Consider the following 15,870-nt stretch of genomic DNA (forward strand, 5'->3'; position numbering starts at 1 on the left):
GCGACCTCAGCTGCGCGGCGGAGGCAGGTGGGGCGCCACCAATGCCAGCGTACGCTGCAACGCGCCGCGACCGTTGCTGACCAGGGTGCACCCGGCGCGCGCCATGTCCTCGCGTGCGCGTGCGTCTTCAAGCAGGTGCTGCAGCAGATCGCCAACCGCCTGCACGTCCTCGCCGACCAGCAAGGCGCCGGCCTCACGCATGCGTCGTGAGATCTCGGAGAAGTTGTGCAGGTGTGGACCGGTCACCGCGGCGGTACCCATCGCCGCCGGTTCCAGCAGGTTGTGGCCACCGATCGATTGCAGGCTGCCGCCGACGAACGCCACCTGCGCACAGGCATAGAACGGCATCAATTCGCCCAGGGTATCGATGACGAACACATCGGTACCGGCGTCCGGCCACTGCATCGCACGCCGGGTCGCCACATTCCAGCCCTGCTCGCGCGCCAGGGCCTCCACCTTCGGGAAGCGCTCGGGATGGCGCGCCGCCCACAGCAGCAGCAGGTCGGGATGCTGCTGGCGCAGGCGACGGTGCAGGTCGATCACCGCCTGCTCCTCACCGTCATGGGTGCTGGCGGCGATCCACACCGGGCGTCCAGCGGGTACCTGCGCATGGAACTGCGCGACGAAGTCCTGCACGTCCGGCGTGGCGATGTCGAACTTCAGGTTGCCCAGCGCCTGCACCTGCCCGGGGGTCGCGCCCAGCTGCACGAAACGCTCGGCATCATCCTGCGACTGGGCGGCGACGCAGGTGACCGTGCGCAGGGCGCGACGGATCAGCGCTGCCAGCAACCGGTAGCCACGCAGCGAGCGGGCCGACAGGCGGGCATTGAGGATGTAGACCGGGATGCGGCGATCGCGGCAGCCGAACAGCATGTTCGGCCACAGCTCGGTCTCCAGGATCAACGCCAGGCTGGGCCGGAAGTGGCCGAGGAAGCGATTGACGCTGCCCGGCACGTCGTACGGCAGGTAGACGTGGTCCAGCGCGTCGCCCCACAGCGCGCGCACACGTTCAGACCCGGTCGGGGTGATGGTGGTGATGACCCAGCGGATATCCGGGCGTTGCTGGCGCAGGGCGTTCACCAGCGGCGCGGCGGCATTGACCTCGCCCACCGACACCGCGTGCAGCCAGACCCGCGGCTGGCCGGTCGGCTGTGGGTAGGAGGCGTAGCGCTCGTCCCAGCGCCGGAAGTACTCACGGACCCGGAAACCGCGCCAGACCAGGTGGTACACGGTGATCGGCAGCAGCAGGTACAGCACGGCTGAATACAGGCCGCGCAGGATCCATTCGACAGGGTCTTTACGCATGGGGCAAGGATACGGGAGCCCCCTGGGAAAGACACGCGGCCGGGTTGGTAGAATGGGGCAATGTCCGATGCCTCCACTGCCGTCCGCCCGTCGCTGCGCGATCCCCGCAACTGGCCGATGTTCGCCGTCATGTTCGGCGCCTTCGCCATTGCCCGCCTGCCGTGGATGCTGCAGCGCGCGCTGGGCCGTGGCGTCGGCTGGATCAGCTGGCGCCTGCTCGGCAGCCGCCGCCGCGCCGCCGAGGTCAACCTGCAGCTGTGCTTCCCGGAAAAGGACGAGGCCTGGCGCCAGCGCCTGGTACGCGACAGCTTCGATGCACTGGGCGTGGGCGTATTCGAATGCATCCGCGCCTGGTGGGGCAGCATCGACCGCATCCGCCCGCAGGTGCAGATCGAGGGCCTGGAACATCTGCAGCGGATGCAGGCCGAGGGCCGTGGCGTGCTGCTGGTCTCCGGCCACTTCATGACCCTGGAGATGTGTGGCCGCCTGTTGTGCGACTACGTCGACCTGTCGGGCATGTACCGCAAGCACAAGAACCCGGTGTACGAGTGGGCGGTGAAGTTCGGCCGCCTGCGCTACGCCAAGGCGATGTATGCCAACGAAGACATCCGCGCCACTGTGCGGCACCTGAAGAAGGGCGGCTTCCTGTGGTACGCGCCGGACCAGGACATGCGCGGCAAGGACACCGTATTCGTGCCGTTCTTCGGCCACACCGCTTCGACCATCACCGCCACCCACCAGCTGGCACGGATGACCGGCTGCGCGGTGATCCCGTACTTCCACCGCCGCGAAGGCGGGAAGTACTTCCTGAAGATCGGCGCGCCGCTGGAGAACTTCCCCAGCGAAGACGTGGAAGCCGATACCACGCGGGTCAACCAGGCCATCGAAGCCATGGTGCGCGAGGCCCCCGACCAGTACCTGTGGATCCACCGCCGTTTCAAGCGCCAGCCGGGCGGCCGGAGTGATTTCTACAAGTAGATCCACGCCATGCGTGGATGCTCTCCGTTTCGGTACCGGCCCCTACAACGGCCAACGGCACCAGGCATGAGGGTACTCACCCAACGTGCTGGCCACGCCCGCGCGGACCGGGTTGGCCAGGATGTACATCGCCTTCTCATGAAGGCTTTCATCGCTACGTACGGCGTGATCATGATACCCGTGCTGCCACAGCGTGCCGTGTCGGCCCAGATGCTGGTTCAACAGGCGGCCACTGCGTGATTTGAGCAGGGCCATGCCATCAGCCAGGGTTCCCCCCGCGCAGTTCCATCAGCCAGTGCAGGTGATCCGGCATCACCACCCAGGTGAGGCTGTGGCTGAAGCCCCTGCGCTCTACGAAGCGCAGCGTGTCGATCAGGATCGCCACGTTCGCGGCATCGGCGAACAACGGTTCGCGGCCGAGGGTTGCCGTGGTCAATAAGTACACGTTGCCGGATTGGGAACAGCGACCGTAGCGGAGTCTGGGGCTGGCCATGCTTCCAGCATGCGCGGCGTGCCGGAACAGCGGTATTGGAGGTCCGGCCATGACTGGGTCGGGAAAGCCCATCCACGCATGGCGTGGATCTACTGATCGACCCCATGATTGATTCCTGCCATGCGCGGGTGCGCGGTCACTTCAGCGACGGGGAATCCTCTGCCTCGCGCGCCAGCAGGCTGCCGGCGAACAGGGCCGCCAGCATCACCGTCAGGCCGCCCCAGAACGCGGAATAGAACGCCAGGTGGGTGTTCAGCGGAAACACCGTCACCGCCAGCGCCAGCATCGCCGGGCGCGCACGCTCACGCGCGCTGGCCGGCGCATAGCGCCATGCGCGCCAGGCCTGGGCCACCGCCGCCAACCACAGCAGCAGACCGAGCACGCCGGTTTCAGCCAGGATTTCCAGCACGATCTGATGGGCATGCAGCGCAGGGGCGTTGCCCCATACCGCCGGACCTTCATCGGCGACGCAGGCCGGGTAGGCATCGCGGAAGCCGCGTGCGCCGACACCATTGATCGGATGTTCTTCAATCATGCACACGGCGGCCTGCCAGATCCGCGTGCGACCGGACAGTGCCTGGTCGACACCGCCTTCGCTCCCTTCCCAGGCGATCGCGGTCCGCGCGAAGCGTTCGCGCAGCTGTGGCACGCCGGCGGTCAACGCGCCCGCTGCCAGCACCGCGATCAGCGCCAGCAGCGCCAGACGCTTCCAGCCGAACTGACGCACGCCGCTGTAGGCCAGCACCAGCACGAAGGTGATCCACGCGGCACGCGCCCCTGCCAGCAACAGCACGCAGCCAAGCGCGGCGGCCGCCAGCAACCAGCCCGCATTGCCGAAGCGCCGTGCGACCGGCAGCAGCAGGAACGGCGACAGGCTGGCCAGCACCTGGCCGAATTTCAGATTGCACGGCCCGAGCGCACCACTGAGCCGGTCAGCCAGCGCGGCTTCGTCCGCGGGGCACAACGCGCGGCCACTTACCGCCAGTTTCAAGTGTTCCAGCGACCAGAACCATGGGCTGGTACCGGCCACGGCCTGTACCAGTGCATCCAGCGTCCACGCGCCGGTGATCAGTGCCAGGCCACCGAAGGTCAGCCGCCGCCGTTCCGGCGTGGCCACGGCGATTGCCACCAGCCACATGAAAGGCAGGTAGCGCAGCCCGGCAGCGGCCTTGGTCCACGACGCCGACGGGTCGATGGCATCGATGGCCGAGAACGCCTGCGGCAGCCAGTAACCAAGGAACAGGATCGAGGTCAGCGCCCAGGCCGCCGTGCTCAACAGGTGCGGGCGGCGCTGCAGCCGGCGCGTGACCATGCGCGCGGCAGCATAGACCGCGCCCAGTCCCAGCACGGTTTCGGCGATGCCCGGCAGCGGCCACATCGCCACGTACGCCAGCACCCACCAGGGTGCCCAGCGCCCGGCGCGGTCGTCGCGCAGAGCAACGGTGGGGTCAGCCGGCAAGGTCGGCATAGAGGCGGAGGGTGTCACGCTGCATGGCCTGCAGGGTAAACGGGATGCGCGCCGGCAGCGACGGCGGCTGCGCCAGCAGGGCCAGCGCACGTTCACTCAGTGCGCGCGCATCGCCGAGCGCAACCGCGCCACTGGGCTGCAACTGCCGCAGCAGTTCACCCACGCCGCCATGGTCCCAACCCAGTACCGGGCGGCCGACCGACAGCGCCTCGACCACGGTACGGCCGAACGCTTCGGGCTTGTCCGACAGCTGCAGCACCAGGTCGCTGGCCGCGTAGGCCTGGGCGATGCGCGCGGTCGGCGAGTTGATCTGCACAGCGTCGACCACGCCCAGCGCCGCCGCCTGCCTGCGCAGATCCGCTACATAGGCTTCGCGGCCCGGTTCATCGGTGCCCAGCATCCACAGCTGGGCCGGCACACCGGCCGCGCGCACGTCGGCCAGCAGCTGCAATGCATGGGCGTGGCCCTTCAGGCGGGTGCCCCGCCCCGGCAGCAGCATCAGCGGGCCGTCCACCTGCCCCAGCCACGGATGATCGGCGGCCAGTGCCAGCCGCGGCCGACGGTCGGCGCGCGCAACGCGCGGGAACTGGGCGACGTCAACGCCGCGCGGGATCACCTGCAGCGTCGCTTCGGGGACCGTCGGATAATGCCGGCGCACGTAGTCGCGTACCGTGTTGGATACACAGATCACGCGCTCACCGCTGGTCATCACTGCGCTGTAGCGGCTGGGTGAGTTCAGCCCGTGCACGGTGGTGACCCAGTGCGGACGCTGTGCGGCAGGCATGGCGCGGATCGCATACAGGCCCAGCCAGGCCGGCAGCCGCGAACGCGCATGCACGATGTCGGCGCCGACCTCGGCAAACAGGCGACGCAGGGTCGGCAGATGCCGCAGGGTCAGCAGCGACTTGCGGCCGATGTCGAGGGTGAGGTGCTCGGCACCACTATCAAGCAGCGGCTGCACCAGGCGGCCACCGGCGGAAACCACCAGCGCGCGATGGCCGGCGGCGACCAGCGCCGCAGCGATTTCCAGGGTCGAGCGCTCGACACCGCCGGAGTGCAGCGCCGGCAGCAACTGCACCACGGTCAATCGGCGCATCGAAGGGGCGGCCGCTTAGTCGGCCAGCACGAACACGGACCCGCAGTACGGGCACTGCGCTTCGCCGTTGGGCTCGTCTTCGATCGGCAGGTACACGCGCGGATGCGAGTTCCACAGCGCCATTTCCGGGGTCGGGCAGCTCAGCGGCAGGTCGCTGCGGTGCACGGTGTAGCGCTTCTCGGCGTTGGCGGGCGCGGTGGCGGTATGGCTCATGGCGGATGTCGATGAACGGGTTGCGAGGGCTGTGATTCTAGCATCCGGGCCGCCTCGACATTACGCCGCCGCCCCGCAGGCCGGATCGGCAGGGCAATTTCTTCAATCGATCCGGCGGGTTCGCGCTGGAAACCGCCGACCGCGCTATTTCCCGCATTTGGATCGAACTAAATGGCACTTGTCAGCGCGCGGCGGCTGTTGCAGGATCGGGCCAGGTCGCGACCCGACCTGCCCTCTTCGACCCGATCGCATGGCCCGCCCCCACCGGACCGGCATCGCCTCTCCCACTGCCATCCCGGCGGGCGGAGCGATGCTGTCCGTGGTGCCCGCCGATGCGGGTTCTGCCCGCCGCCAGCCCTTCCGGGAGATCCCTGCATGACCCTGTCCGATCCACGCCGCGCCTTGCTTCCGCTCGCCCTGGCCCTGGCCTGTGCGACCACTGCGACGCCGGCCCTGGCACAGGGGCTGCAGACCTCGTTTGAGCCGGGCGAGCCGGCCCCGGCCCCGACCCCGGCGGCGGGTGGGTTGCAGGTCTCGATCGGCAACGGTCCTGCCGCGCCCTACACCGCCAAGCGCAATGCCGGTTACAGCGGCCTGCACGCACTGCGGTACAGCAGCGACGGCGGCAGCGGGCGGCGCGCGCTGTTCAAAACCGATCTGCCGATCGAGGCCGATACCACGCTGTCATGGCTGGTGCTTCCGGAAATCGTCGGCAAGGACACGGTGGCCTCGACGTATGTCTCGCTGGACCTGCTGCTGGACGATGGCAGCCGCGTGTCGTCCAGCGCTGCACGCGACCAGCATGGCGTGGCCATCGGCGCGCGCGCGCAGGGCGAGTCGAAGACGCTGTATCCGCAGCAGTGGGCGCGCAAGGCGATACGCCTGGGCGAGGTATCCGCACTGCAGGGGCGTCGCGTGGTGGCGATCGAACTGGAGGTGGCCAGTGCCGAGGGTGCACCGGTCTCCGGCTGGATCGATGACGTGCGCCTGGACGCACAACCACATTCCCGGCCGCAGCGGGTCTCCGATTGGGTGCTGACCACCCGCGGCACCCAGGCCAACGGCACCTTCTCGCGCGGCAACAATTTCCCGGCCACGGCAGTGCCGCATGGATTCAACTTCTGGACCCCGGTGACCGATGCCGGTGCACTGAACTGGCTGTACCGCTGGAACGAACAGAACGATGCGCAGAACCGTCCGCAGCTGCAGGCGCTTGCGCTGAGCCACCAGCCCAGCCCGTGGATGGGCGACCGCCAGACCTTCCAGGTGATGCCGTCGGCCAGCCGAGGCGTACCCGACGCCGACCGCCGCAAGCGCGCGCTGTCGTTCGATCGCAGCCACGAGGGTGCGCGCCCCTACCGTTACGACGTGCGCTTCGACAACGGCATCGCAGCGTCGATCGCGCCGACCGACCATGCGGCGCTGTTCCGCTTCGAATTCCCCGAAGACGGTGACGCCAACCTGCTGTTCGACAATGTCGATGCGCGCGGCGGGCTTACCCTGGATGCCGCCACGCAGACCCTGACCGGCTACACCGATACGCGCAGCGGCCTGTCCAACGGCGCCAGCCGCATGTACGTGGCGGCCAGTTTCGACAAGCCGTGGCGCAGCAGCGGCCGCATCGACACCGGCCGCCCCACCGGCTACATCAAGTTCGATGCCGGCAGCGAGCGGCGGGTGACCATGCGCATCGCCACCTCGCTGATCTCGGTGGAACAGGCCCGGCACAATCTGGCGCTGGAGATTGCTGCGGCCGATACGCTGGAGAGCGTGGCCGGCCGCGCGCAGGATGCCTGGGATGCACGCCTGGCCCGATTCGATATCGGCGATGCCAGCGACGACCAGAAGACCACGCTGTATTCCAGCCTGTACCGGCTGTACCTGTATCCCAATTCCGGCCACGAGAACGTGGGCAGCGCGGCCGCACCGGACTGGCGCTACGCCAACCAGGCCAGTGCCAGCGAGGACAACACCGACGGCAGCGCGACCCGGACCTTCGCCGCCGTGCGCGATGGCAAGGTGTTCGTCAACAATGGGTTCTGGGACACCTTCCGCACCACGTGGCCGGCCTATGCGCTGTTCACGCCCGACGATGCCGGGCAGCTGGTGCAGGGCTTCATCGAGCAGTACCGCGCCGGCGGCTGGATCGCACGCTGGTCGTCGCCGGGCTATGCCGACCTGATGGTCGGTACCAGCTCCGACGTGGCCTTCGCCGATGCGTGGCTGAAGGGTATCGGCGGCTTCGATCCGGCCGAGGCCTATGCCGCCGCACTGAAGAACGCGACCGTGGTACCGCCGGACCGCCACGTTGGCCGCAAGGGCATGGACCGTTCGACCTTCCGCGGCTACGCCAGTGCCGACGTGCATGAGGGCATGTCGTGGACGATGGAAGGCGCGCTCAATGACTTCGGCGTCGCCAACATGGCCGATGCCCTGGCCAAGCGCGCAACCACGCCTGCCGCGCGCGAGCGCTACAGCACCGAGGCCGACTACTTCCGCTACCGCGCGGCCAGCTACGCAACGATGTTCGATCCGGCCGCCGGTTTCTTCCAGGGCCGCACTGCCGACGGACACTGGCGTGTGGATTCCAGCCGCTACGACCCGCGCGTGTGGGGCCACGACTACACCGAGTCCAATGGCTGGACCTTCGCCTTCACCGCCGCCCACGATGGTGAGGGCCTGGCCGCGCTGTACGGGGGCCGCGACAAGCTGGCCGCCAAGCTGGATGCCTTCTTCGCCACGCCGGAGACCGCAGACCCGGCGCTGGCCGGCTCCTACGGCGGCACCATCCATGAAATGACCGAAGCACGCGACGTGCGCATGGGCATGTACGCGCACAGCAACCAGCCGGCGCACCACATCCCGTGGATGTACCTGTACGCCGGGCAGCCCTGGAAGACCCAGCAGCACGTGCGCGAGATCCTGTCGCGGCTGTACGTCGGCAGCGAGATCGGCCAGGGCTATCCGGGTGACGAGGACAACGGCGAGACCTCGGCATGGTACGTGCTGGCCTCGCTGGGCCTGTACCCGCTGCGCATGGGCGCGCCGGAGTACGTGATCGGTTCGCCGGCATTCCGCCACGCACGCGTGGAACTGCAGGGCGGCGCGGTGCTGACCGTGAACGCGGCCAACAACTCACGCGAGAACGTCTACGTGCATTCGCTGAAGATCAACGGCAAGCCCTGGACCAGGACCTGGGTGCCGCACGAACTGATCGCCAAGGGGGCAACGCTGGACTTTGTGATGGGCCCGCAGCCTTCGCGCTGGGGCAGTGGCGAGGACGACGCGCCGCCCTCGCTGACCGCGCGTGGCCAGCGTCCGCAGCTGCTGCACGATCTGCTCGGCCACACCGCGAAGGCGACGCTGGCCGATGGCCGCGCCCTGCCGGCGCTGGTGGATGACGATGCCGGTACCACGGTCGGCCTGGGCGGTGGCGCGACCATCGCGCTGACCGGGCTGGCCGACGGCGCCCCTACGATGTACACGCTGACCAGCGGTGACGGCAGCATCCGTGGCGGCGAATGGGCACTGGAGGCACGCAGCAGCAGTGGCAGCTGGACGCTGCTCGACCAGCGCAGCGGCGAAGACTTCGAGTCCGCCCGCCAGACCCGGCCTTTCCGCATCGCCCGGCCCGGTCGCTACAGCGAGTACCGCCTGCGCCTGCTGGCGCCGGGCCGGATGCCACTGGCAGAGATCGAACTGCTGGCGCCCGGCGCCGTACAATGAGCCTCATGCGCCGCTACCGTCTGCTGCCCCTGGTCCTTGCCGCCCTGCCCTTTTCCAGCGTCGGCCAGACCCAGGCGTTCGATACGCAGCTCACCCGCGAGGGTGTGACGCTGAACTACCAGGACGCACGTGGCGCCCTGGCCGCGCCGCAGCGCAAGCGGGTGATCGATACGTTCTACTTCGCCTACCTGCGCGAACGCGCGGACTTCCACCCTGCGGCGCCGTCCATGGTGCGCATCGTGATCGATCCGGCCTACACCGGAATCGCCTTCGTGGGTGACAAGGACCAGGCAGCAACGATCACCATCAACCCGGGTTGGCTGGCGCAGCACCCGAACGACATCGACCTGGTCACCCATGAAGCGATGCACATCGTGCAGGGTTATCCCGGCTACGGCGATGCACGGGTACCCGGCTGGCTGGTGGAGGGCATCGCGGACTATGCACGCGACCGCTACGGCATGGACAACGCCGCCGCCGGCTGGGCGCTGCCCGGCAAGGTCGAGAAGGGGCAGAACTTCGACAGCGGCTACCGGGTGACCGGAGCGTTCCTGAAATGGGCCGAAGCCGAGCATCCCGGCCTGGTGCTGGCGCTGGACAAGGCCCTGCGCGAGGGCCGCTATGCACCGGCGCTGTGGCAGAAGCAGACCGGCAAGGCATTGCCGGCCCTGTGGGCGCAGTACGCCAAGCCGCGCTCGGATGCACCGGCGCCTGCCCCGGCACGCCGCGGCAGGCGGCACTGATCAGGCGCCACGCGCGCGCCGGGCGCGGCCCGGCGTCAACGCATCATGGCCTCAGCGCGACCGCACGAAGCCTGCGTACAGTGCGAACAACTGCTGGAAGTACCGCCGGGTCACTCGATTGCGCATGACACTTTCGCCGATGGGGAGGTGGTCGGGCCCAGGGTGGGAAGGCCGGTCCGGTCCCTTCCCACGGCCGGGCCGCGTGGGCGTATTGGGCCGCAGCGGCGTTGCAGGGAAATGACCGGGTTGCGTAGCGCGTGTGGCAGGTTCGGCGGCCGTTGCGACAAATGAAAACACCGGGCAGTGCCCGGTGTTTTCATCTGCGCCGACGTCCAACCGCGCCAGCGCCATCATTCTTCCGGCCAGGAGCCCCTTCTTGTTGAAGGGGCGCGCCGAAGGCGGGGTAGAGAAAGAATGCGTGGGCAGCGGAAGTGGGAAAGAAGGCTTACGCCTTCTTTTCCGCTTCCAGCTGCTTCCTGATCTGCGCATCCACCGCCGCGATGGCCGTCATGTTCAGGATCCGGCGCGAGGTCGCGCTGGTGGTCAGGATGTGCACCGGCTTGTTCACGCCCATCAGGATCGGGCCGATCGCCACACCATCGGTGAACACACGCACCAGGTTGTAGGCGATGTTGGCCGCTTCCAGGTTCGGCAGCACGAACAGGTTGGCGCGACCCTGCAGGGTCGAGCCCGGCAGCAGCTTCTGGCGCAGCGCTTCATCCCACGCGGTGTCGCCCTGCATTTCGCCGTCCACGTTCAGACGCGGGTTGCGCTTGAGCAGCAGCTCGCGCACCTGGCGCATCTTCAGCGCGTCCTTCGAATCATGGCTGCCGAAGTTGGAATGCGACAGCAGCGCCACCTTCGGTTCGATGCCGAACAGCTTCATGCGGTAGGCCGCCTGCAGCGTGGCCTCGCACAGCTGCTCGGCGGTCGGGTCTTCCTGCACGTGGGTATCGACGAAGAAGAACACGCCCTGCTGGTTGATCACGCCGGTCATCGCCGAGGTCGAGGTGACCTTCGGCTCCAGCGGCAGCACGCTGCGCACGTAACCCAGCTTCTTGTGGAAGCGGCCGACGATGCCGGTCAGCATCGCATCGGCTTCGCCACGGGCCACCATCACCGCGGCGATCAGGGTCGGGCGCGAACGCATCAGGTTCTTCGCCGCGGCCACGGTCACGCCACGACGGCCGGTCAGGCCGTGGTAGTACTGCCAGTATTCGTTGAAGCGCGGGTCGTCGTTGATGTTGGTGACTTCAACGTTCTCGCCGATCTTCAGGCGCAGGCCGAGGCGCTCGATGCGCGACTCGATCACTTCCGGGCGGCCGATCAGGATCGGGTGCGCCAGGCCGTCATCGACCACGTTCTGCACCGCCTGCAGCACCACTTCCTCTTCGCCTTCGGCATACACCACGCGCTGCTTGTCGCTGCGCGCGCGGTCGTAGACCGGCTTCATCATCAGGCTGGTGCGGTAGACGAACTGGGCCAGCTTGTCGCGGTAGGCGCCCATGTCGGCGATCGGACGCGCAGCCACACCCGAATCCATCGCGGCCTGGGCCACGGCAGCCGACAGCTCCACCAGCAGGCGGCGGTCGAACGGGCGCGGAATCAGGTATTCACGGCCGAAGCTCGGGGTCTCGCCACCATAGGCCGAGCCCATGTCGGTGGCGGCACGGCGTGCCAGCGCGGCGATGGCGCGCACGCAGGCGATCTTCATTTCTTCGTTGATCGCGGTCGCGCCGACGTCCAGCGCACCACGGAACAGGTACGGGAAGCACAGCACGTTGTTGACCTGGTTCGGGTAGTCCGAACGGCCGGTGCCGATGATCGCGTCCGGACGCGCGGCACGCGCCACTTCCGGCATGATTTCCGGGGTCGGGTTGGCCAGCGCGAAGATCACCGGATCCGGCGCCATGGTCTTGACCATCTCGGCGGTCAGGATGCCCGGTGCGGACAGGCCCAGGAAGATATCGGCGCCGTCGACGATCTCGGCCAGGGTGCGCTTGTCGGTGTCGCGCGCATAGCGCTGCTTTTCCGGGTCCAGGTCAGTACGGCCGGTGTGGATCACACCCTCGCGATCGAAGGCCAGGATGTTCTCCGGCTTCAGGCCCAGCTGCACCAGCATGTTCACGCAGGAAATGCCGGCCGCGCCCATGCCCGTGGTCGCCAGCTTCACGTCCTCGATCTTCTTGCCGGTGATCGCCATCGCGTTGAGCACGGCCGCGCCGACGATGATCGCCGTGCCGTGCTGGTCGTCATGGAACACCGGGATCTTCATGCGCTCGCGCAGCTTGCGCTCGACCACGAAGCATTCCGGCGCCTTGATGTCTTCCAGGTTGATGCCGCCGAAGGTCGGCTCCAGCGAGGCGATGATGTCGACCAGCTTGTCCGGGTCGGTTTCATCCACTTCGATGTCGAACACATCGATGCCGGCGAACTTCTGGAACAGCACGCCCTTGCCTTCCATCACCGGCTTGCCGGCCAGCGCGCCGATGTTGCCCAGGCCCAGCACCGCGGTGCCGTTGGAGATCACCGCCACCAGGTTGCCGCGCGCGGTCAGCTCGCTGGCCTGCTGCGGGTCGGCCTTGATCGCTTCACAGGCGTACGCCACGCCCGGCGAATACGCCAGCGACAGGTCGCGCTGGGTCAGCATGGGCTTGGTAGCGGAAACCTTGATCTTGCCGGGCGGAGACATCCGGTGGTAATCGAGGGCGGCCTGTTTGAAATCTTCGTTGGACATCGATGTGGGTTACATGAATGGGCAGAAGGGACAGGGGATGATACCCCCGTTGGAGCGTCTGGACCTGTCGCTATCCTGTCGCAGGCATGCTGCGACCGCACAATTCCGTGCCGTATGCGACCAGACCTTGATACCAGCTTCGGCGCCTCGCGTGACAGCCGTGGGACGCCTTGAAACGCCGCGGGGCCGTACCACTGTCGTGATCGGCCCCGCGGTACCACACACCTGGATCAGCCCTTGGCCGGCAGCGCCTCGGGCAGCGCATCCACCGGCGGCGGCAGCTCGCTTTCGCGGCCATCCAGCGCCAGCTGCAGGCGGTTGCGGTCCAGCGCGCCTTCCCAGCGCGAGACCACCACGGTGGCCACGGCATTGCCGATGAAGTTGGTCAGCGAGCGGCATTCGCTCATGAAGCGGTCCACGCCCAGGATCAGCGCCATGCCGGCCACCGGCACTTCCGGCACCACCGCCAGGGTGGCGGCCAGGGTGATGAAGCCGGCACCGGTGACACCGGCCGCGCCCTTGGAGCTGAGCATGGCGACCAGCAGCAGGGCGATCTGGTGGCCCAGGGTCAGTTCGGTGTTGGTGGCCTGGGCGATGAACAGCGCGGCCAGGGTCATGTAGATGTTGGTGCCGTCCAGGTTGAACGAGTAGCCGGTCGGAACCACCAGGCCCACCACCGACTTGCTGCAGCCGGCGCGCTCCATCTTCTCCATCAGCGACGGCAGCGCCGACTCCGACGAGGAGGTGCCCAGCACCAGCAGCAGTTCGGCCTTCAGGTAGCGCGCCAGCTTGAACACCGAGAAGCCGCACAGGCGGCAGACCAGGCCCAGGATGACCGCCACGAACAGGAACGCGGTGAGGTAGAACGAGCCCACCAGCCAGGCCAGGTTGATCAGCGAACCGACGCCGTACTTGCCGATGGTGAAGGCGATCGCACCGAAGGCACCGATCGGGGCGGCCTTCATCAGGATGTGCACCAGCTTGAACACCGGGGCGACCAGCGCCTCCAGGAAGTTCAGCACCGGCTTGCCCTTCTCGCCCACCATCGCCAGCGCGATGCCGAACAGCACGGCCACGAACAGCACCTGCAGGATGTTGCCGTCGACGAAGGCGCTGAGCAGCGTCTTCGGGATGATGTCCATCAGGAAGCCGACCAGGGTCAGGTCATGCGACTTCTCGACGTAGCTGTGCACCGCGGTCTGGTCCAGCTCGGCCGGGTTGATGTTCATGCCGGCGCCGGGCTGCACCACGTGCGCCACGATCATGCCGACGATCAGCGCCAGCGTGGAGAAGAACAGGAAGTACGCCATCGCCTTGGCGAACACCCGGCCCACGGTGCGCAGGTGGGTCATGCTGGCGATGCCGGTGACGATGGTCAGGAAGATGACCGGCGCGATGATCATCTTCACCAGGTTGATGAAGGCGTCGCCGAGCGGCTTCATCTTCTCGCCGATCAGCGGTTCGTAGTGGCCGAGGATGGCGCCCAGGACGATCGCCACGATCACCTGGAAGTACAGCTGGCGATAGATCGGCAATGGCTTTGCAGGCGCCGGGGCTGCGGTCGGGATGTGCATGGCGTACTCCGGAAGGGGCGTTTTCAGGCACGTACGGCCCCGGGACAGCCCGGGAACCGTTACCGTGGAAACTGATCGCGGGCCCCGTGCTGCATGCACGGGGGGTGCGACCAATGGACGCCTTTGTACGCGCCAGGCACGCCGGCGCAGATAACCTATTGGTACTAGCCCCCCGGTTCAGGCGGCCACGGTGCCTACACTGGCGCCGCACCGCCCGATCCCGGGGAGGCCGGTGGCCCGGGCTGAACGGCCGGGCGCGTCCTTGCGAAAGTTCCGGCCCTTGCGGCCGTTGATGTCCTGTCCACACGCAATCCGAGAGAGCCGCACCCAACATGCGCCCGATTCCCACCTTGCTGGCCCTGTCGCTGGCCGCCCTTCCCGCCTTCGCTTCGGCAGCGGATTTCGACAACTGGCCGACCAAGTACACCTTCGGCGATGGCACCGAGCTGGCCGCCACCGCCAACATCGCCTACGACTACAACGACTTCTCCTCGGCCAGCGGCCTTGAGGACGATGATGCCGTGCGCCGCAAGGAGTTCGGCGCAACGTTGAAGAAGAAGGGCGTCTACGACGCGATGGTCTACTACGACTTCCAGGCCGACACCTGGCTGGACGTGTTCGTGCGCTTCGAGAGCAAGGCGTTCTTCGGCCGCGACGTCGGCCGTTTCCGCTTCGGCTACATGAAGACCCCGGTCGGCCTGGATGCGAACACCTCCTCGCGTGCCGGCAGCTTCCTGGAAACCGCGCTGCCGGTGCAGGCGTTCTACGCCGGCCGCCGCACCGGCGTGGAATGGGTGCTGGAGCGCCCGCAGTACCTGCTGCAGGCCGGCGCCTATGGCGGCAAGGACCTGCAGGGCGACAACCCCGGCACCACCCAGGCGGTGCGCGCCGTGTGGACGCCGGTGAAGGCGCCGGGTGACGTGATCCACCTGGGCGTGGCCTACTCGCAGGAGAATCCGCGCGGCTACAGCGATGGCCGCGATGTGCACCACGAAGCCAGCGCACGCCTGCGCGCACGTCCGGAAGCCGGCCTGACCGACATCCGTTACGTCGACTCCGGCGCGCTGGTCACCGCCGACCAGATCCGCCGCACCGGCCTGGAAGGCATCTGGATCCGCGGCCCGTTCTCGCTGCAGGCCGAAGCCCTGCAGGCCACCGTTACCCGCAAGGGCCTGCCCGACTACACCGGCAGTGGCCAGTACGCGATGGCCAGCTGGGTACTGACCGGCGAATCGCGCCCGTACAACGCCGGCGCGGTGGCCAACATCAAGCCCGCGCACAACTACGGCGCGGTGGAACTGGTGGCACGTTACAGCCGCCTGGACCTCGACGACGGCAGCATCCTCGGTGGCCGCCAGCACGACCTGACCCTGGGTGCGAACTGGTACCTCACCAGCCACTTCAAGTTCCAGGCCAACTACGTGAAGGTCGACGCCAGCCGTCGTGGCGTGCACAGCACGCCGGAGATCTTCGAGCTGCGCGCGCAGATGCACTTCTGACCCCTTCCACGTCAGACCCCGGCGGGCGTGCACGCCAC

General features: G+C 67.8%; 10 protein-coding genes and 1 pseudogene. 4 read left to right on the forward strand and 7 right to left on the reverse strand.

Annotated features, from left to right (window positions below; all coding sequences use genetic code 11):
* Nucleotides 1-6: 6 nt before the first annotated feature.
* Nucleotides 7-1,305: a lipid IV(A) 3-deoxy-D-manno-octulosonic acid transferase gene (gene waaA / locus N440_RS14625; RefSeq protein ID WP_133935520.1), complete on the reverse strand. Its 1,299-nt coding sequence runs from the start codon at nt 1,303-1,305 to the stop codon at nt 7-9.
* Nucleotides 1,306-1,365: 60 nt separating this feature from the next.
* Between waaA and N440_RS14630 the strand changes: the two genes are divergently transcribed.
* Nucleotides 1,366-2,283, forward strand: coding sequence for an LpxL/LpxP family Kdo(2)-lipid IV(A) lauroyl/palmitoleoyl acyltransferase (locus N440_RS14630; RefSeq protein WP_008264987.1), 918 nt, complete (start codon nt 1,366-1,368; stop codon nt 2,281-2,283).
* Between the two features lie 42 nt (nt 2,284-2,325).
* On the opposite strand, the pseudogene N440_RS14635 reads toward N440_RS14630, so the two are convergent.
* The 4 genes and pseudogenes from N440_RS14635 to N440_RS14650 form a co-directional block, all read right to left on the reverse strand.
* Nucleotides 2,326-2,776: pseudogene (locus N440_RS14635) on the reverse strand (transposase).
* Between the two features lie 136 nt (nt 2,777-2,912).
* The gene (locus tag N440_RS14640) at nt 2,913-4,244 is read right to left on the reverse strand and encodes an O-antigen ligase family protein (RefSeq protein ID WP_133936038.1); all 1,332 of its coding nucleotides are present in this window, start codon (nt 4,242-4,244) and stop codon (nt 2,913-2,915) included.
* Nucleotides 4,225-5,340, reverse strand: a complete 1,116-nt coding sequence (locus N440_RS14645) for a glycosyltransferase (RefSeq protein WP_133935521.1) — start codon at nt 5,338-5,340, stop codon at nt 4,225-4,227. Before N440_RS14645 ends, N440_RS14640 begins: the two co-directional genes overlap by 20 nt.
* A 15-nt stretch (nt 5,341-5,355) precedes the next feature.
* Nucleotides 5,356-5,553: a zinc-finger domain-containing protein gene (locus N440_RS14650; protein WP_005410967.1), complete on the reverse strand. Its 198-nt coding sequence runs from the start codon at nt 5,551-5,553 to the stop codon at nt 5,356-5,358.
* A 375-nt stretch (nt 5,554-5,928) separates the two neighbouring features.
* On the opposite strand from N440_RS14650, the gene N440_RS14655 reads away from it, so the two are divergent.
* Nucleotides 5,929-9,279, forward strand: coding sequence for a GH92 family glycosyl hydrolase (locus N440_RS14655; protein ID WP_133935522.1), 3,351 nt, complete (start codon nt 5,929-5,931; stop codon nt 9,277-9,279).
* Nucleotides 9,276-10,022 carry a basic secretory protein-like protein gene (locus N440_RS14660; RefSeq protein WP_133935523.1) on the forward strand — a complete coding sequence of 249 codons (747 nt, stop codon included), beginning with the start codon at nt 9,276-9,278 and terminating at the stop codon, nt 10,020-10,022. Before N440_RS14655 ends, N440_RS14660 begins: the two co-directional genes overlap by 4 nt.
* A gap of 445 nt (nt 10,023-10,467) precedes the next feature.
* On the opposite strand, the gene N440_RS14670 is transcribed toward N440_RS14660, so the two are convergent.
* Complete coding sequence (locus N440_RS14670) at nt 10,468-12,759, reverse strand: NADP-dependent malic enzyme (RefSeq protein ID WP_006468371.1); 2,292 nt, start codon at nt 12,757-12,759, stop codon at nt 10,468-10,470.
* Between the two features lie 230 nt (nt 12,760-12,989).
* Complete coding sequence (locus tag N440_RS14675; protein ID WP_006468434.1) at nt 12,990-14,333, reverse strand: dicarboxylate/amino acid:cation symporter; 1,344 nt, start codon at nt 14,331-14,333, stop codon at nt 12,990-12,992.
* Between the two features lie 332 nt (nt 14,334-14,665).
* Here N440_RS14675 and N440_RS14680 point away from each other — a divergent pair, with 332 nt between their 5' ends.
* On the forward strand, nt 14,666-15,832 hold the full coding sequence (locus tag N440_RS14680) for a porin (RefSeq protein ID WP_008268245.1): 1,167 nt from the start codon (nt 14,666-14,668) through the stop codon (nt 15,830-15,832).
* Nucleotides 15,833-15,870: the final 38 nt, after the last annotated feature.

This window comes from Stenotrophomonas sp. CC22-02 (genome assembly GCF_004365115.1).
GTDB classification, from domain to species: domain Bacteria; phylum Pseudomonadota; class Gammaproteobacteria; order Xanthomonadales; family Xanthomonadaceae; genus Stenotrophomonas; species Stenotrophomonas forensis.

What these genes read in the sequence shown, in the direction of transcription:
- waaA (WP_133935520.1), bottom strand. Translation starts at nt 1,305, where the DNA reads ATGCGTAAAGACCCTGTCGAATGGATCCTGCGCGGCCTGTATTCAGCC.
- N440_RS14630 (WP_008264987.1), top strand. Translation starts at nt 1,366, where the DNA reads ATGTCCGATGCCTCCACTGCCGTCCGCCCGTCGCTGCGCGATCCCCGC.
- N440_RS14640 (WP_133936038.1), bottom strand. Translation starts at nt 4,244, where the DNA reads ATGCCGACCTTGCCGGCTGACCCCACCGTTGCTCTGCGCGACGACCGC.
- N440_RS14645 (WP_133935521.1), bottom strand. Translation starts at nt 5,340, where the DNA reads ATGCGCCGATTGACCGTGGTGCAGTTGCTGCCGGCGCTGCACTCCGGC.
- N440_RS14650 (WP_005410967.1), bottom strand. Translation starts at nt 5,553, where the DNA reads ATGAGCCATACCGCCACCGCGCCCGCCAACGCCGAGAAGCGCTACACC.
- N440_RS14655 (WP_133935522.1), top strand. Translation starts at nt 5,929, where the DNA reads ATGACCCTGTCCGATCCACGCCGCGCCTTGCTTCCGCTCGCCCTGGCC.
- N440_RS14660 (WP_133935523.1), top strand. Translation starts at nt 9,276, where the DNA reads ATGAGCCTCATGCGCCGCTACCGTCTGCTGCCCCTGGTCCTTGCCGCC.
- N440_RS14670 (WP_006468371.1), bottom strand. Translation starts at nt 12,759, where the DNA reads ATGTCCAACGAAGATTTCAAACAGGCCGCCCTCGATTACCACCGGATG.
- N440_RS14675 (WP_006468434.1), bottom strand. Translation starts at nt 14,333, where the DNA reads ATGCACATCCCGACCGCAGCCCCGGCGCCTGCAAAGCCATTGCCGATC.
- N440_RS14680 (WP_008268245.1), top strand. Translation starts at nt 14,666, where the DNA reads ATGCGCCCGATTCCCACCTTGCTGGCCCTGTCGCTGGCCGCCCTTCCC.